The sequence below is a fragment of the Pseudomonas duriflava genome, assembly GCF_007830155.1.
GTDB lineage: Bacteria > Pseudomonadota > Gammaproteobacteria > Pseudomonadales > Pseudomonadaceae > Chryseomonas > Chryseomonas duriflava.
Window position 1 is genome coordinate 44,570 of sequence record NZ_VLKY01000005.1, and the last position, 17,421, is coordinate 61,990.

A 17,421-nucleotide genomic window follows, 5' to 3' on the forward strand; every position below is an offset into this window, starting at 1 on the left:
CTGGAGAACCCAATGCTTTAACATCGGAAACAGCCACGCCCGCCCGCCAGCCTTCATGAAGGCACACTGCGAGTTAGCACGTTGGCTGACGTTAACGCTTACGTGATCCGACGGCACGCCGCATCAATGCCCAAAACAATAGCGAAGCAGCTTACCGGTGGCAACCTGGGGTTAATCTCCGGTTATAGGCGCACCGGCGATAAGGCTGGTGTTCAATAGCTGTGCCAACCGTACCGCCGCCTGCTGGATACGCTTTTCAGCCAGCGGCCGATACTGGGCTACATACGCCCTGTCGACCGTATCGATTGCTGTATTAGCCGCGCCTTGCGCTGGTTCACTGGAGTCAGCAGAGACCGTCAGGGCCGCAGGATAAAGGCCATCGTCCCGCACGATACGGCAGGACTCCTGCGACCACTCGACCGGACCGGTAGCGTCCTTGTGCGGCAACGCCTTCAGACGCTGGGCATAGGTCTTTTCATCCAGCCGTCGGGTCGACAGCAGATAGCTGTCCCACACGGTGTGCAGGTTGGTCTGCTTGCCGGCGATTCGGACCGGATAATCGTTTCCACCCTTGTCGTCACGGTAGCCGTTGTGCAGCGGCTGGTGAATATCACCCACGTAATGCACAACAAACATCAATGCCCGTACACGCTCCTGATCCGTTGCTAACGGATTGGCCAGCACAGCGGCGTTCCGCTCGATGGCAGACACGATGCACTGCCCCTCGGGACAGTCACGAGCCGCCTCGTACAGGCAGTCCGCATGGGTATAGTTGATGTAATGTTCCCGCTGGGTCTCTTTCCACAGCGCCTGCTCGTCCGGGTTCGTTCGCAAGCTATCGGCCCAACTGGAAACGGCCGCCAGGCTCGGCTGATCAACCACGGCCAGCAGCCGCTGCGCCTCAACACGAGCTATCGGGCTCAACTGCCTCTCGGCCAGATCGGCCACGAGCGCATGGCCCAGTTGGCCCCAGGCCAGGGCCTGAATGTGCCATGTGCATCCTATAACAGTCGCCAACACGGCATACCATGACCTTGCGTTCATACATCCTGTCCTGTCGTCAGTTATGTCCATTCGTTCTACCGTCTTTTTGCCCCTGGACAAACTGCCCGATTGTCCAGGGGCATCGGCGCTTACAAGGTTTTATCAACCCTGACGATACGTTCGGCCGTAGCTCCTCCTGCCGGCGTTCCGGCCTTATCCAAGGCCATCAAGTGATTGATCAAGGCTTCAATGTCAGAGATGCCCGTATCACGATGCGTCTGGGCCTTCGTCAGAATGGAAAACCGATCGCCGCCTTCAGCCAGGAAGTTATTGACTACCACGGTATAGGAGCGATTCGCCTCAACCGGCTTGCCCTCGATCCGCAGACTGCCGGGAACGACTCGATCATTCACCGGGCGGCGACCATCCCAGCGGTAGCTGAACGTACTGGAGACCTGTAAGGGATTGAAGTCTCCTGTCTGACTCCATTGCTCGTTTAACAATGCCTGTAATTGACTGCCCGTCAGCGTCAGCAGGACCAGGCTGTTATTGAACGGCTGCACGCTCGCTACCTGGGAATAGGTCAGGCGGTCCTGCCCCGGCTCAAGGAAAAGATCCCCACGGATACCGCCGAGGTTCATGAAAGCCACTTGGGCGCCCATCGAGCGGGTAGCGGCCAGTTGAGCATCGGCGATCACATTACCCGCCAGGGATTCGCCGGCTCGATTGAGCTTGCGACCTAGCAGATTGCCCTGGATACGGGCGATAGGCCGTTGCAGGATATCCCGGCTGCGCGACTCGATTTCCGCCTGTAACGCGGCCAATTGGGGGCTAGGCTTGTAACGGTTCGGGTCAGCGACAAGGTTACTGGCAGTTACCGAGGTGACCCGATGTTCACCGGGCGTAACGGTCAAAGTCAGGTGCGTCAGCAGATGGCCGTAGGAATTACCCTGCGTGATCAACAAGCGCCCGACGCGACACAGATAGGCTTGGTGCGTGTGCGCTGAAATCAGCGCATCCACCCGAGGCGAAAGCCGTTGGGCAATATCTACGATGTCCCCCTGCAGGTGCTCACAATCGGGTTTGTCGAAGGGCTCTGGTGTAGCGCCACCCTGGTGGACCACCGCCACGATAGCGTTCACGCCTTGCTTTTCGAGTTCAGGAATCAACGCATTAATCGCCTCGGCCTCATCCGTGACCCGCAGACCTGCCAGGCCGCTGGGCCTGACGACCGATGCTACATCTTGCAAGACCGCCCCAACAAAGGCGACTTTGACACCATGTGCCTCTTCGATGCGATACGGCGGAAGCAGCGGTTGGCCGGTCTGAGTGTCGATCACATTGGCCGCCAGATACGGGAAGCCGGTGCCGCTGAAATCGGCCCGGAACGTACAGGCTTTGTCCTTGCGTACAGAATCACAGCCACCATGGATCTGCCGGAGCAGTTCCTCCTTTCCGGCGTCCAGCTCATGGTTACCCAATGCTGAAAAACGCAGCCCCATCGCCTTGAAGGCCTCCAGGGTCGGCTCATCAGCCCACAGGGCTGAAATCGGCGGGCTTCCGCCAATCAGATCGCCCGCACTGACAAACAGGAGCTGCGGGTCCTGCTGACGCAACTCATCCAGCATACCGCCCAGCGTGGCGATACCGCCTGCCTTGATTGAGCGGACGCCATCAGGCGCGGCCGGGTCGGCATAGCGGAACGTATTGGGCTGAAGGTAACCATGAAAATCGTTGATGGCCAGAATATTGACCTCAACGGGTGCGCGTGGCGAAGTGGCGCACCCGACGAGCCCCGCCAGTATCAGGGCACAGGCCCACCGTAGCGATAGGGTATTTCGAAGCATGGCAGGTCTCGTCTCGTCAGGCGGGTTGATAACGTGCAGGCGCCACGCCTTCATCGTGTTCTGCCTGGAACGACGTCCCCATACCGGCACGCAAAAGCAGAATTTTCAGATGGTCTGTGATGCGCTCGATTCGATCCTGAAAATAATTGTGAAAAACCATGCCCATCAGGGCAATGGCAATACCCAGGGCCGTGGCATACAGCGCCGTACCAATACCTCGGGACACTTCGCCAGGGTCGGATACGCCGGCCACCGCAAGCGCCTTGAACGTATCGATAATACCTAGGATGGTGCCGAGCAAGCCCAGCAGCGGCGCGGCGGTGACTACCGTTTCGAGAATCCACAGGCCGTGCATCAGCTTGCTGCGTGTGGCGATGTAGATCGACTCGCTCAGGTCTTCCAGGTCCTTGTGCGTCGCCAGGCCCCGCTTCTGTTCGAATAGCTGACGCACCATCTCCAACGGCAGGCTTTTGCGTCGAGTCACTTCTCCTGGCAGCTCGTCAACGTGCTGCGTCTGATGCCTGAGTACCGTTTCGAGCCTTTTGGCCTGACGCAGGTTGAAGCTGAAAAAAATGCCACGCTCGACAATGACGAACGCTGCCAGCGCCGCCGCCCCGTAGAGAATATAGAAGGTGATATCGTGGAGCAGATCCATGTTCATCGTGAAACCTCACTACCTGTGCAATGGATCGGCTTCGGCACCCGCCGCCGAAGCCGACAGCCTGGGTTAGAAGGACGCCTCGAACGAGACGACAGCCGTGCGCTCTTCACCTACGTTGTAGTAGGACGTGCTCGAACTCAGCCCGTTGTACGGCTGGGCATTGAACCCGATGGTGCGAGCCGAGCTGAGGTACTCCTTGTCAAACAGGTTGGCCACGGAAAAGCGAATGGCCGCGCTCTTGAACATCTTTTTGTTGACCGGCAGCCGGACGCCGGTATTCAGGTCGAAGACGGTCCGACCGGAGATCTTTTCGTCGTTGGTCAGGTCACCGTAGTAGGAGCCGACATACTTCCCGACGATGTTTCCGTAGTAACGGCCATCGTCATAGCCGAAACTCAGGTTGAACATGTTCTTGGGTACGTTGGCCACCTGCTTGCCAGATGTAGGAAGCTGGGTATTACGGGTCGTGATGTCGTCCTGTTGTTCTGAATCGGTGTAGGTATAGGACGCGTAATAGTTGAAGTTATAAGGCAGCAGGCCGCTCCACTCCAGCTCCAGGCCCTTGTTCACCACATCGCCGACATTGATCATCACATAGTCGCCGTTGGTGTCGTAGCTGGAGAGCTGGCGATCCTTGAAGGTCAGGTAGAACAGTGTGGCGCTTAGGGCCATGTCGTCACGGGTGAAGCGCCAGCCCAGCTCCTGGTTCCAGCTCAGCTCGGGATTCAGGCTGATCGAGTCACCAGTGTTGTACAGCACATAGTTCTGCGGCGTACGCATGTTACGCGTAACGTTATAGAACGCCTGGTTTTCCTCGTTAATCTGGTATTTGGCGCTGAAGTTGGGCAGGAACTCGTGATATTTCGCATTCCGTTTTTCCGGCTCGTCGTAAAGGCTGCCTCGATTGTTGCCTTTACGCTCCACGTACTCGTATGACAGTCCAGTCGTGAAAGTCAGGTCCGGCGAAAAATACCAGGTATCCTGAACCCAGAGCTTTTGAGCAGGCGTTACGGTGTAATAATTCCGTCCCTGTACGGTGTTGCCGTTCGCGTCCACCACCTGGTTCGATGAACCGTAATCGGCCCAGATATCGTCCGGCGTGCCGTCTTCCTCAATGGAGATGAACGGCTGTGTCTGACGCTGCCGAGCACGCTCGTACCAATAGCCGAAATCCAGGCTATGCTGCTCGCTGAAATCCCATTTCAACTTAGTCGTAACGCCAGGACGCCAGGTCTCGCTCCAAGATGGACGATAGTAAGTGTTGTAGGACAAATTGCTCAGATCATAGTTACCGGCCTGATCCGAAGTGCTGGACAGCGAAGAGGCCGAACCGGGGCTAAAGCTTCCGCCATTAGCCCAGTAGTAGTAAGGCTGGAAGGTCAGCGTAAGATCGTCTCGCAACTGAAAGCGCTGGGTGAGGGATGCCGTCAGGTTCTCGAAGGGGTTGCGGTTCAGTTTGTAATAACTAGAGATCTGCCCGCTGCTGTTGCGCTTGAGGGTTTCCGAATAATCGTAATCGCGCCCGTATTGCTCGTACTGCCCTTTGCTGATGGTGTAGTAGTTGTAGTTTTCTTGACGATGGTATTTCACGATCGCATTGGTGGAATTGCCATTGCCGCCCTCAAACAATGCGTTCCACTCGACCTTGTCGGCCTTGAGGCTGCCCTTGCCCTTCCACTTGTCCGCTTCCTCATGGGAGGCGGAAATGAAACTGCTGAATCCGTTGTGCTCGCCCGTGTTAAGGCGTGCAAACGTCTTGGTCAGATCGTTCGTGCCGAGCGATTGTTTGAAGAAGACGCCGAAATCCTTTTCGGGGCGCATGGTCACCAGGCCGATATTGCCGCCGCTGGAGCCGATATGTGGTGCATCCGCTTCAGACGAACCCTGTGTCACGAAGATCTCGCCGAGGTTTTCGGGGTCCCCCAGCAGGTTGGGGTAGATGTTGTAATCCCCCGAGTCGTTGATGGGAATTCCATCTGAAGAAATACCGACCTGACTGGAGGACATCCCACGCATGGTAAATGTCGTACCGCTCAAGCCAGTGGCATCATCACTGGACACGTTGATGCCCGGTGTGTACTTGAGCTTATCCAGCGCATTCGCCGCCGGGTTCATTTTTTCCAGAGCTTCCTTGGTCACGGTGGAACGCGCCTTGCCGCTGTCCTCCTGAACCATCTGGCCATTGCCCAGGCTCTGCCCCCTGACGTTGACCGCGCCAACATCCACTGAATCCTGGCTGCTCTCGCTTTCCGTCGACTCCTGAGCTAACGCACCGGATGCCCACCCCGCCATACCGGCTGCCCACAACATTACGTACAACTGGCTTAGTTTCACGACTCGCTCCCCATGATTATTAATGTGAAACAACGGCTATTGCTCGGCTGTGTAATTAAACGTAACGGTGAATCGTTGTTGTTCTTTTCCAGCAAAGGCCTCGGCCGGAAACGGCGACACCCTTTCCATGCGCCTCAGGCTTGTTTGTGCGGCTCTGTTCAGCAGCATGTTCCTGGCTTTCGTCTCGATCCCCGAGTCGATGACGTTGCCGCGGCGGTCCACGACGAGCCACAACACAACAGCGCCCTCCGGCCGCTGCAGAGACGCTTCTCGCCCATGCGGGTACTGTTTGTATTTCTCCAGCTCACGTCGCAAAGCCGCGGTATAAGTGCTTTCCAAGGCTGCCGTATTAATGGCAGGGGCCGGTGAAAGCGCCGATACGGGTGCAGGCTTGGGCGCAACCGGTGCCGGCGCCCTGGCCACGGGCTGGCTGGGTGCAGGCTTGGGTCTCGCGGGCTCCGTCTTGACTACAGGCTTGGGCGGTGCCGGCTTGGCCACCGGTGGCTTGGGTTTCTCCACAGGCTTTGGCTTGGGCTTTGGCTTTGGCTTGGGCGGCTCGATGACCTCGGCTTCCGCCACCACGGGCTCAACGGGTGGTGACGGTTCTTCCGGTACGGGTTCCGGCTCGGGCGGAGGAGCAACCTCAGGCACAGGCTCGGGCGGTGGTGCCAGCTCTGCCAGATCGATCAAGGCCACCTCGACCGTGCTCTCGTCGTATTTCGGCTTTATTTGCAAATCATCATGCGTGGCCGAGTACACCATGGCGGCCAATAGGCAAGCCGAGGGCATACACGCAAGTACCTTGCGAGTTTTATAGATGGCAGACATGGTTTTAGGATTTACGGGTAGCGATAGAGACGGAAGAGAAGCCGTTGCCTTTCAACTGGTCCATGACGGACACCAGCCGTTTCACTTCGACGCCCTGGTCACTGTTGATGATGATGACCAGTTTTTCGCCATCCTTCTGCAAGGCCTTCAGGCGAGTCATCAGCTCCGATTCACCTACATCCTGCCCGTCGAGCTGCAATCTGTCGTCGAGCCCCAGCGTGATGATGGCCTTGTTCTGTGGCTTGAGTTGCTGCGACTGACTGGCGGATGGAAGCTGCGTCTTGATTCCCAAAGCAGGGATAACGTTCAGGCTGATCAGAACGAAAAAGACCAGCAAAAACATCATGACGTCGATCATTGGGATGATCTCGATGTGTACCTTTTTCTTCTTAGCTACTTCCCAGTTACGCATAAGCTCTCCAGCTCTACCACGTATTAAACAGGCTTTTCACTACTCAACCTGCCAGGGTTAACAGGAATGGGGCGGTATCATGGTTGCAGTTTGTTACAAACCAATGAACGCATGGAACATGCCAAATCCTGACCACACGCTCAGATTTCGAATAAGCGTATGAAAACCAATAAAAATCCTTTCAAAACCCCTCTTTTTGCAATGAACATATTCAATCGTGTTACAAACATGCATGGTCCATTTTGGTGAGAACAGACTGTTCCCTGCACTGTCTTGAGCTACTTTCCTGACCGTTTCGTCAGGATTTTTTTCATGAAAACTCATCGATACCGAATAGGATGCGTACGGTCACGGCAGCCATCCTTCTGCCCAAGACCAGGCATGCACCTTGCTTTTCCCCGCGTAAGAATTTTTGGAAAAGGAACGCCTCATGCGTGTGCAATTGAGTGTCATCGCTCTGGTTCTGGGTATGAGCGGCTGTACATCACCGGACTTACCCGACCCGAAAACCACTATTCACTGGATTTCGACGGATGACGTGGCACACAGCCTGACCGCCCAGCCGGCCCTGGCCGTCGGCTTCGATATCGACGATACGGTGCTGTTTTCCAGCCCTTGCTTCTACTATGGAAAAATGAAGTATTCGCCTGGCAGCGAGGATTACTTGAAGGAAGAGCACTTCTGGGAGGAAACCAATGGCGGCTGCGATCGTTATTCGATACCCAAGCAGGTCGCCAGAACCTTAATCGCCCTGCATCAGCAGCGCGGTGACACGCTCTATTTCATCACCGGCCGACCGCAAACCCGCAACGAAAAGCTCAGCGAAATCCTGCAACAGGACTTCCAGTTGAGTGCCATGAATCCGGTCATCTTTACTTCAGGTCCGGAAAAAACCGCCTTCCTCAAGGCGCATGGCATCAAAATCTACTACGGCGACTCCGACAGCGACATCACCTCAGCCCAGGCAGCCGGCGCGCGCGGTATCCGAGTCATGCGGGCAGCGAACTCCACGAACCTTCCTTTACCACGTAATGGCGCACTCGGCGAGGAAGTCATCATCGATTCCGACCATTGAGGTTCAGGCCTGCCCAGCCGTTGGGGCAGGCCCAAGGAAAAGCCCGACGGTCAGCTGATTATTTCTCCCATGCAGGCGTAACCAGTTCCAGCCCATGGTTTCCCTTGTAAGGAGCACGCTCGGGCGGTGTCCAGCCTTGCAGCAGCGAATCATCCAGGGAATAGATCTCCACGCCCAGCGGCCGGCAGACCGACAACGGGTCCTGGGCATCCGGCCCCCACAGCGCGACGGACAGGTCACCGCCCGGACAGGTAGAGAGCGCGCACAGCACGTCGATCTCGGCAAAGAACTCCAGGTAATCGCCTTTCTGAGCCGGGCAGGCTTTCATAAAATACAGATCGTCATCGTTTAGCCCGGTTACCTGGAATATGTTCAGTACATCGTGCACATCAAACTCAGTCAGCCCATGGGGCAGCACGGCGCGGGTCAGGTTGGAATGGCAGTGATGATGGAAATCTTCGCCGGTCAGCAGCTTGTTCACATAGGGGTCGCAGCGAGTACCTAGCAGATCATGGACACGCCCGCCATGTTCATCGATGCCGTAATCCGCCAGGGTATCGTCCGTAATCGTGACCAAGGGCCGTAGAAACGGCAGGTTAGACCATAGCCTATCGTATGTGGAAACATGCGCGCCCTGTAGCTGACGTGTACGCGCTGCCCATAACCGCTCACGTGGGTCATGGGCGTTCCAGATATTGAAGTCGCCTACTTGCGGCCCTACCGGTGCCGTTACTCTAAACACCTGCCCTGCCGATACCTTCCAGGCACGACCGGTACGGATCGGCACCTCAAACTGCTCAATCAAGGTACGTGCGTTCTTAGCCTCACGGATACGGTCGTAGAAAGCCTTGTCCACCGCAAGCGCAGAACCTTTGGAGACCTGATACGCCGCGGGATAATGTTTATACATGTAGACTCCTTATCAATCAAACGTCCAGTAACAGCAGTATCGGAACCCCTTCGACTATAGCGCTGTACAGCCCGTCATGCGCATCCGCGAGCAAGACCTTTGCCAAGAAAAACGCCCTATTGGCGGCGCTCCTTTTACAATGCTCGCCTCGCTGACTGGAGTTACCATGCCTACCCTGCTTGCCGACTGGCACTACCGACCCCTGCATCGACGTGTATGGGCCTTGGCCGGCCCGATGATTCTGTCGAACCTGACAGTTCCCCTGGTGACGCTGGTAGACAGCGCCATTGCCGGCCATTTACCCAACGCGCATGACCTGGGGGCCGTCGCGGTGGGCGGCAGCGTATACACCGCTATGGTGGGCGTGCTGGGTTTTCTACGCATGGGCACAACCGGTTTTACCGCCCAGGCTAGCGGGCGAGCGGATGGCAGTGCGCTCCGGCAGATTCTGTTGCAGGCGTTGCTCCTGGCCTTTGGCCTCGCCTTTGGCTTGATGGTGCTCTCCTGGTTTTTTCTAGGCCCCCTGCTAGGGCTCATGAAGGCCTCGCCCGAGTTGGCCATTACAACCGAAGCCTTTTTCAATCTGCGCCTGCTGGGTTTACCGGCTGCGTTAGCCAGCTATGCCCTTATAGGTTGGTTACTAGGCACCCAGAACGCGCGCGCTCCGCTGGCCATGCTGGTAGCCACCAACCTTATCAACTTAGGGCTTGAGGTACTTTTCGTCTTTGGGTTTGGCTGGGGCGTAAAAGGTATTGCCGCTGCAACGGCGCTCGCGGAATGGTGCGGCGCAGGCCTGGGGTTATGGCTGGCCTGGGCAACCTTGAAACAGCAGGCAGGCACGCTACACGTCAAGGCACTGAAATATTGGCAGGCCTGGCGCCCCTTGCTTTCAGTGAATCGCGATATTTTCATCCGCTCCCTGGTATTGCAGAGCGTCTTTTTCCTGATGACTGTTCAGGGCACCCGCCTGGGTGAGTCTACGGTAGCCGCCAATGCGCTTCTGCTTAACGGCCTCATGCTGACATCCTTTGCGCTCGATGGGTTGGCTCATGCCGTCGAGGCCCTTACCGGTCACGCCATTGGCGCACGTGACCGTACAACGCTACGGCGTGCCATGGTTATCGCCAGCGGATGGTCTTTTCTCGCCAGCCTTGGATTTGCCTTGCTATTTGCCATGGGCGGCTCGCTCTTCATCGACCTGCAAACCAATATTTCCTCGGTTCGCCTCGAAGCCTATGCCTATCTGCCTTATCTGGCCGCACTTCCCGTTATCGCCATGGCAAGTTATCTGTTGGACGGCCTGTTCATTGGCGCAACGCGGGCCCGGGAAATGCGTAACGCCATGGTCATCGCGGCTGCGCTGGCATTTCCCATCGGGCTTTTACTACAAGGCCTCGGTAACCATGGGCTCTGGTTGGCCTTTCTGTGTTTCATGGCTTTGCGGGGGCTGGTCCTGGGCATCCAAGCCTGGAAAATGACCCAGCACAATGTCTGGATTCCCTAACCTGTTTCCAAACGAGCCTATGCGGTGAAACAGGGGTGCCTATAGAGGTTAAAAGAAATCGTCCCGCTTATTCGTATCCGCATGAATAACTATTCTGTCTGAGCCGCTACTGACAACTTCAATTCAATATTTTGTTCATATCTTGATAATGTTTTAGTCAGCCAATGCCTTTAAAGAAACCACAGGTTAGCCGATAGATTCAGCTCGCATTCTAACTCACTGCCCGCTTGAGCATGGACTTCAGGTAGCTGGCCACGAGCAGCTTTGTTCTTTCGGAGAAAACCTGATGTTACCGTTCCTTAACAAAGGTACTACCGAGTACCTTAACCAATTGATTGGCGTACTGGAGGGTAAACGTAAGCAATTTGAGCCTACCCTCCAGGGGGACATAGTTGAAAGGGCTCACCGGGCCTGGCTCAATTCCAATCAAGAGCGCATAGAAGAGCAGCGACAGCACACAGCCCTTACTGATGAACTGCAAGTACTGACGGCTCGCCTGACCGAAAGTGAGACAGGTGGCTAACGTACGACTATTCGCTTCAACCTGATCAATCAGGTCAGCAACGAAAGCTTATGGGATATGGAGGTTATTGCAGGCGACCCGGTCAACCCTCGCCCCCCTGCTGCTGGTCTTCCCAGTTTCGGCGCTTGCCTGACGGAACACCACTCCGTGTTTCGGGTGCTCTGGTCGATATCCATACCCAGCATCAGGAAGAGGCGCTTAAAAAGGCTCAGCAACAACAACGGCAGGCGCCTGAGAATAATCTCAACAAACTAACTGACATCGTGGCCGCCATTCAGAGCATTGCCCAGCAGCCCAATCTGCTGGCACTCAACGCAGCAATCGAGGCGGCACGAGCAGGCGATGCCGGTCGTGGATTTGCCGTCGTGGCGGACGAGGTTCGTAAATGGGCTACCCGAATAACCGAGGCGACTCAACAAGCGCCCGACATGATCAATCAGCGGTCCTGAGCCGCTGCCAATAGCCCTGCCAAACGGTAGGGCTACAGTGGTGGCATCATGCAACATCGGGCCAGGAAACAGGTCTAGAAGCATGATGTCACTCTGCTTCTGGAGTGAGCCTGCTTACGTCCAGGATGTCTTATGTACGCCATTCCCCTGCATCCACATGAGCACGAACGCCTGCAGGCCCTAGAGGAGCTGGAACTGCTCGATACGCCCAGGGATCCTTATATGGATTCGCTCGTTCGCATAGCGCGTGACTTGTTCAAGGTCGAGCGTGCCCTTATCAGCTTGATCGACTACGACAAGCAGTGCGTAAAGGCCCAGGCAGGCGAACCCTTTAGCGCCACGTCCCGCAGCGCCTCCTTTTGTGCCTATGCGCTGCTCGATCCTCATAAAGCATTAGTGATCTCAGATGCGCGTCTAGATGAACGCTTCTCTAGCAATCCGCTCGTAATCGCACCACCCTATATACGTTTCTATGCCGGGCATCCCTTGATTGCATCCTCAGGCCTTCCCATCGGCACGCTGTGCCTGCTGCACAGTCAACCCCGACAACTGAGCGATGAAGAGCGTTACCGCCTCCAGGATCTTGCTCAACTGATCGAAGGTCACCTGAAACTACGCAGCCTGACCGAGCAGACGCGCTACCTTCGGGAAGCCATCCACCGTGAACGTCGCAAGGCCTTGCTGGATCCCCTGACCCAGCTGTGGAATCGTGCCGCGCTGGAACATTTTTATCCTGTCGAGCAAGCGGCTGCCCGACGTGATCAGGAGCAGATCGGTATATTGTTTATCGACCTTGACCGCTTCAAAAGCATTAATGACCGCTATGGTCATGCTACAGGTGACGAGGTATTGGTCGAAACCGCCGGCCGCATAGCCAGCAGCTTGCGACCTCACGATGTACTGATGCGTTTTGGCGGCGAGGAGTTTGTAGTGATCGCTCGCGTCAAGACTGCTAGCCAATTGAAAAGCGTGGCCGAACGTATTCGGGTCGCCGTTGCCAGCGAGCCCTACCCTACCACTCAAGGTGCCATCACAGTGACGACCAGTGTGGGCGGTACCGAGGGCAGCCCTGACGAGGCAGTAGAGCTGTTGCTAAGCCGCGCGGATACGGCCCTTTATCAGGCCAAACATGAAGGCCGTAATCGTGTCGTGTTAACCACAGCCCTAGGGTAACAACAGACTGACAGCACGTGTGTCACTAGCCTTGATGACGGATCCTGTTGATTATTTCCGCCTTCCGGCAAGGAACCTCGTTTCTTTCGCCAGGCCCAACGTAGTAGTTAGAGCGAACCGCCCAGGAGCTTATCATGACGAAACCTGACGACTACCCGGAAGACGTGCCAACCCCTGATGATATTCAGAGTGACCAGATACCTGAGCACAGCAAAAAGGAAAATCTCGACAAGATCAAATACGACTCCGAGGACATTATCCCGCCTGGTGTCTGGTAGATCTAGCCGCGCCACTAAATGCGGAGTGCCGATGACAGCTCTTGGCACCAGGCACTCCCTTGCCTCTGCTGTTAAGGCCGTATAAGACGCCAAAGACTACGGTATGATGCGCAGCCTATCAGTCAGCGTCATACCGGAAAATCTTGGCATGCGAACAATAGGGTATCTACTGGGTGCCGCAGTCTGGACGGTCTCCAGCCTGGCCTATGCAGTGGATGGGTACAAGAACCTGCACTTTGGCGACACCAAGCAAACCGTCCTGGCCAGTAAACTTTGTACGCTCACGGCCAAACGCTCCGCTATCGACGGCCTCGACTATTACGGGTGTGCTGATTTCAAATTAGGCAAGGACATCGTTGAAGCAGGTTTCTTTTTTATTGATGATCAGTTCTTGCGTTTATCTATTGTCACGCCACCTGAAAAGAGCTTTCTGATCGCCCAGGGCCTGAATGAGAAATACGGTCCGCCCTCCTCCCAGTCCACAGCCGAAGCCTTTATTCAGCTGGAAAAAAAGCCTAACCATCAGGCGTTTCTGGCATTTGATCACAATACGATCTTCTACAAGTTTTCGACCACCGCCACCATGAAGCGGCAGGCCTTGCTTATTTACACAGCACCGGATTATGAGCAGCGCTTGTTGAAAAAGCAGATCCAGAAGATCAATCCCGATCTCTGAGCAAATGAAGGCTGTCCGTTAGTCAAAATCCCTATCGCCTCACAGTACTTTTTTAACCGTTCTGACTGGCCTTGCCTGCCTGCGAAAAATTTACTTACATCTATTGAACAGTAGCATTTAGCCATTGTCATAGGCATCGACATGACGCTAGGTAGTCAAATCGCGGCTTATCTGGCGTACATGGCATACAGGGATGTTAAATAGGTCATGGAGGCAGTACGGGCAGCCTTGAAAAAAGCAAGGCCCAGCAGGTCAGGTAGCCGCTTAGCGGTATCGCCGAAATTCCTCGCTCTGGGCAATCTTTTTAATGCTTTTACAACAGGTTTCACGTTTCACTTTCATGAACACTGTACCCTTGTTATAGCCACGAAACCGTTTATCAAGGAAAGCGCGACGGCTCCGTGACGTTGGAGTTACCCAGTTGTTGATTCCATCCAAAACTCATCAAGACGCTTTTACAACAGTGCTTATTTGAATCAAGGACAGTTCAATGAACAGTAGAAATCTGTGGGTAGACTATGCCAAAGCCATTGGCATACTTCTCGTAGTGTATGGGCACGTTATTCGTGGCCTTATTAACGCTGGTGTAATAACAGTCAACATTAAGACGCATATGCTAATCGACAGCATGATCTATGCGTTTCATATGCCTTTATTCTTTTTTCTGTCAGGACTGTTTTTCTACAAGTCGTTATTGAGCCGTGACCGTAAAGGCGTCCTTTTCAACAAGGTCGATACCATCGTATACCCCTATATAGTGTGGTCCATTATTCAGGGCGTAACGGAAGTTATTCTGGCGCGCTATACCAACGGTTCGGCTACGCTGGGCGAGGTATTTTCACTGCTGTGGCAACCACGTCAGCAGTTCTGGTTCCTGTATATCCTGTTCCTGACTTTTGCCCTTTCCATCCTTTTGTACGGTAGCAAATCCAAGAAAGTGTTTACGCCTGTGTTGCTGACGTCTGCCTTGATCTACGTATTTCAGGAATATGCGCCCAGGCAACTGTTGCTCGACCTGACCATCCAGAACTTTGTCTACTTTGCCTTTGGCGTTTGGTTCGTAAACATCGCGGCCGCGATCGAGGCTCAACCCGCTCGGGTTGCTGTTGTAACACTCCTGATTACCGCAGGCTTGCAGTACCAGTTCCATATCGTGTCTCACCACTTCTACATGGAACGTGGGCTGATGACCCTACTGATTGCCATCTCGGCAATCCTCTTCCTTGTTAGCCTGTCGATGATTCTGGCCCGCCATCCGATCCAGTGGTTTGTCACTATTGGTACGCTGTCGATGCCTATCTATCTGATGCATATCCTGGCCGGGAGCGGCATTCGCGTGATCCTGAGCAAGTTCCTGCATATCGACAACGTTTATATACACATCTTTGGCGCCTGCCTGATTGGCGTGATGGCACCCATTATCGCAGCCAAGCTCCTGACAAGATGGAACATGAATTTCCTGTTCCAGGCGCCCACGTTGAATGGCCTGAAACGCCAACACAAGAGCGTCCCCAGAGAGACGACACATTCAGTCGCCTCCTAAGACTATATCTTTCAGAAGCCCGCGCATCCCGCGGGCTTTTTCATGGCTGCAATTTTGCGTTTCACGCTATTCTGCGCTGACGAGTAGCCTACGAAAGAGTGAATTTATGACTGATGCAGTCGAGAATCTTTTGATCGAACTTGAGCACTTCAGTATCTCTAACGATCAGAGCACCAGCGTACGAACCCAGCGTATGCTGAACATTACCCGGGACACTGGGGAGTTTCTGAGCGTTCTGGTACAGGCTACGAGTGCCCGTAGGATACTGGAGATTGGTACATCCAACGGTTACTCCACCTTGTGGCTGGCGAGGGCAGCAGACGTTACAGACGGAATGGTAGATACCATCGAACTGTCGGACTATAAGCTGGAACTGGCACGCCAGAACTTCGAGCGATCCGGACTAAAGCACCGTATCGTTCAACACGCCGGTGATGCCGGTGAGCACTTACGTACCGAAAAAACAGCTGGACTGGACCTCATTTTTCTCGATTCCGAACGTCGCGCCTATGCAGGCTGGTGGCCTGAGCTCAAGCGCATACTGCGCCCCGGCGGACTTCTGATCGTCGATAACGCCCAATCTCATGCTGAGCAAATGGCGCCTTTCAGGGCACTGGTCGAAGCGGATGAAGATTTCACGACCTGCCTTGTTCCGGTGGGCAAAGGCGAGTTTCTGGCGACTCGCCGCCCATGAGCCAATGTGATCGGCGGAGTCCCCAATCAAGGCCCAGGCGATTCAAGTCATCTGCCTCGCCTGGGAAAAGGTATCTAGAGGAGTTTCAGCGCCATTGAGTCGCAGTGAACTCATGGAATAACCCCCACCTCGCACAGCTGCCCCTGCTGCTGCCCATCCTTGCTCTTCAGCGAGCCGGGGTATATCACCCGCCATTCCAAGCTTTTTTATGCTTGATATGGACGCTGGCCATTCGGCTTTTCAACGCCTCGCTCGAAGGGTCGAAAAGCGCATCGCCTTCAGTAGCCAAAGCGGAGTAACTAACTGTATTGATCACAGCAAAAGCTGCAATCTTGCGAAAAAGGCTCATGACGATGTCCTCGCGGTCTGTGGGAAACAGGCGAGTACACAGTAGAAAACCAGGGCTTAACCGTGTCTGAATCAGGCCTTAATGCAGGCTGAACAGAAAAGCTTTAAAGCGAGCTGCCGGCGGCCGTTACAGGCCGCCGGCAGCTAAAGATCACTTATCGAGATGATAAGTGGTAACACGTTCCACTTCTTCCTTTGATCCCAGGAAGACAGCAACACGCTGGTGCAAGCCTTCCGGCTGCACGTCCAGGATACGCTGATAACCGTTGGTAGCCGCGCCGCCAGCCTGTTCGACCAGCATAGCCATGGGGTTGGCCTCGTACATCAGGCGCAGCTTGCCGGGCTTATCCGGTTCACGAGCGTCACGCGGATACATGAAGATACCGCCGCGGGTCAGGATACGGTGCACATCGGCCACCATGGAGGCGATCCAGCGCATGTTGTAATTCTTGCCCAACGGGCCTTCCTTACCAGCCAGCAGCTCGCTCACGTAACGCTGTACTGGCGGCTCCCAATGACGCTGGTTGGACATGTTGATAGCAAACTCAGCCGTAGAGGGTGGAATCGTAATGTTTTCATGGGTCAAAACAAAGCTGCCCAATTCACGATCCAGGGTAAACCCTTTAACGCCATCGCCCAGTGTTAGAACGAACATAGTTTGCGGGCCGTAGATAGCGTAACCAGCCGCTACCTGCTCAGTGCCCTTCTGCATGAAGGCCTCTTCGGTGGTATCACCAAAGGTCGCGCCACCATGGTCCTTGCGTAGGACCGAGAAGATAGTACCGACAGAAACGTTCACATCGATGTTGGACGAGCCGTCCAGCGGGTCGAACATGAGCAGGTAAGCCCCCTTAGGGTACTCACCCGGGATCTGATGGACCTTGTCCATTTCCTCGGATGCCATGCCGGCCAGTGTGCCGCCCCACTCGTTGGCCTCAAGCAGAATCTCGTTGGACAGGACGTCCAATTTCTTCTGCACTTCGCCCTGGACGTTTTCAGTGCCCATGCTGCCGAGCACACCGCCCAACGCGCCTTTGGACACTTCATAGCTGATGCGCTTGCATGCCCGAGCCACTACTTCGATAAGGAAGCGCAGGTCGGCTGGGGTCTTGTGACTACGGGTCTGTTCGATCAGATAGCGGCTCAGGGATACACGGGACATGGAAGGCTCCGGTAGAAATG

The 17,421-nt window shown here is 55.1% G+C and carries 17 protein-coding genes and 1 pseudogene; 9 read left to right on the forward strand and 9 right to left on the reverse strand.

Going from position 1 to position 17,421, the window contains the following annotated elements; all coding sequences use genetic code 11:
- Positions 1–171: 171 nt before the first annotated feature.
- The 6 genes from IQ22_RS08395 to IQ22_RS08420 all read right to left on the reverse strand — a co-directional run bounded on the left by IQ22_RS08395 (position 172) and on the right by IQ22_RS08420 (position 7,066).
- Positions 172–1,044 carry a S1/P1 nuclease gene (locus IQ22_RS08395; RefSeq protein WP_158635417.1) on the reverse strand — a complete coding sequence of 291 codons (873 nt, stop codon included), beginning with the start codon at positions 1,042–1,044 and terminating at the stop codon, positions 172–174.
- A gap of 89 nt (positions 1,045–1,133) precedes the next feature.
- The gene (locus IQ22_RS08400) at positions 1,134–2,831 is read right to left on the reverse strand and encodes a bifunctional metallophosphatase/5'-nucleotidase (protein WP_145140718.1); all 1,698 of its coding nucleotides are present in this window, start codon (positions 2,829–2,831) and stop codon (positions 1,134–1,136) included.
- Between the two features lie 16 nt (positions 2,832–2,847).
- Positions 2,848–3,492 (reverse strand): MotA/TolQ/ExbB proton channel family protein, encoded by a 645-nt coding sequence (locus IQ22_RS08405; RefSeq protein ID WP_145140719.1) that lies wholly within the window; start codon positions 3,490–3,492, stop codon positions 2,848–2,850.
- 66 nt (positions 3,493–3,558) lie between these two features.
- Positions 3,559–5,826 carry a TonB-dependent receptor family protein gene (locus IQ22_RS08410; protein ID WP_208733621.1) on the reverse strand — a complete coding sequence of 756 codons (2,268 nt, stop codon included), beginning with the start codon at positions 5,824–5,826 and terminating at the stop codon, positions 3,559–3,561.
- A gap of 36 nt (positions 5,827–5,862) precedes the next feature.
- Positions 5,863–6,654 (reverse strand): energy transducer TonB family protein, encoded by a 792-nt coding sequence (locus tag IQ22_RS08415; protein ID WP_145140720.1) that lies wholly within the window; start codon positions 6,652–6,654, stop codon positions 5,863–5,865.
- Positions 6,655–6,658: 4 nt separating this feature from the next.
- Positions 6,659–7,066, reverse strand: coding sequence for an ExbD/TolR family protein (locus IQ22_RS08420; RefSeq protein ID WP_145140721.1), 408 nt, complete (start codon positions 7,064–7,066; stop codon positions 6,659–6,661).
- Positions 7,067–7,496: 430 nt separating this feature from the next.
- Here IQ22_RS08420 and aphA point away from each other — a divergent pair, with 430 nt between their 5' ends.
- A complete protein-coding gene (gene aphA / locus IQ22_RS08425; protein WP_145140722.1) occupies positions 7,497–8,141 on the forward strand; it encodes an acid phosphatase AphA in 645 nt (214 codons plus the stop codon).
- A gap of 58 nt (positions 8,142–8,199) precedes the next feature.
- On the opposite strand, the gene IQ22_RS08430 is transcribed toward aphA, so the two are convergent.
- Positions 8,200–9,051, reverse strand: coding sequence for an urea carboxylase-associated family protein (locus IQ22_RS08430; RefSeq protein ID WP_145140723.1), 852 nt, complete (start codon positions 9,049–9,051; stop codon positions 8,200–8,202).
- A gap of 166 nt (positions 9,052–9,217) precedes the next feature.
- Between IQ22_RS08430 and IQ22_RS08435 the strand changes: the two genes are divergently transcribed.
- From IQ22_RS08435 to IQ22_RS08465, 8 genes and pseudogenes are all read left to right on the forward strand, one after another.
- Positions 9,218–10,555, forward strand: coding sequence for an MATE family efflux transporter (locus IQ22_RS08435; RefSeq protein ID WP_145140724.1), 1,338 nt, complete (start codon positions 9,218–9,220; stop codon positions 10,553–10,555).
- Between the two features lie 286 nt (positions 10,556–10,841).
- Positions 10,842–11,078: a hypothetical protein gene (locus IQ22_RS08440; RefSeq protein ID WP_145140725.1), complete on the forward strand. Its 237-nt coding sequence runs from the start codon at positions 10,842–10,844 to the stop codon at positions 11,076–11,078.
- A gap of 113 nt (positions 11,079–11,191) precedes the next feature.
- A pseudogene (locus IQ22_RS23540) lies at positions 11,192–11,527 on the forward strand (methyl-accepting chemotaxis protein); the annotation flags it as partial.
- Between the two features lie 132 nt (positions 11,528–11,659).
- Entirely contained in the window at positions 11,660–12,700 is a 1,041-nt protein-coding gene (locus tag IQ22_RS08450) for a GGDEF domain-containing protein (protein ID WP_145140726.1), read from the forward strand.
- A 134-nt stretch (positions 12,701–12,834) separates the two neighbouring features.
- Positions 12,835–12,978: a hypothetical protein gene (locus IQ22_RS23155; RefSeq protein WP_158635418.1), complete on the forward strand. Its 144-nt coding sequence runs from the start codon at positions 12,835–12,837 to the stop codon at positions 12,976–12,978.
- 148 nt (positions 12,979–13,126) lie between these two features.
- Complete coding sequence (locus IQ22_RS08455) at positions 13,127–13,654, forward strand: hypothetical protein (protein ID WP_145140727.1); 528 nt, start codon at positions 13,127–13,129, stop codon at positions 13,652–13,654.
- 490 nt (positions 13,655–14,144) lie between these two features.
- Positions 14,145–15,197, forward strand: coding sequence for an acyltransferase family protein (locus IQ22_RS08460; RefSeq protein WP_145140728.1), 1,053 nt, complete (start codon positions 14,145–14,147; stop codon positions 15,195–15,197).
- A 106-nt stretch (positions 15,198–15,303) separates the two neighbouring features.
- Positions 15,304–15,891 carry an O-methyltransferase gene (locus IQ22_RS08465; protein WP_145140729.1) on the forward strand — a complete coding sequence of 196 codons (588 nt, stop codon included), beginning with the start codon at positions 15,304–15,306 and terminating at the stop codon, positions 15,889–15,891.
- A 184-nt stretch (positions 15,892–16,075) separates the two neighbouring features.
- Here the strand turns inward: IQ22_RS08465 and IQ22_RS23160 are convergent, their stop codons facing one another.
- Together IQ22_RS23160 and IQ22_RS08470 are read right to left on the reverse strand one after the other, a co-directional pair.
- Entirely contained in the window at positions 16,076–16,240 is a 165-nt protein-coding gene (locus IQ22_RS23160; RefSeq protein ID WP_158635419.1) for a hypothetical protein, read from the reverse strand.
- A 150-nt stretch (positions 16,241–16,390) separates the two neighbouring features.
- Positions 16,391–17,401 (reverse strand): class 1 fructose-bisphosphatase, encoded by a 1,011-nt coding sequence (locus IQ22_RS08470; protein ID WP_145140730.1) that lies wholly within the window; start codon positions 17,399–17,401, stop codon positions 16,391–16,393.
- Positions 17,402–17,421: the final 20 nt, after the last annotated feature.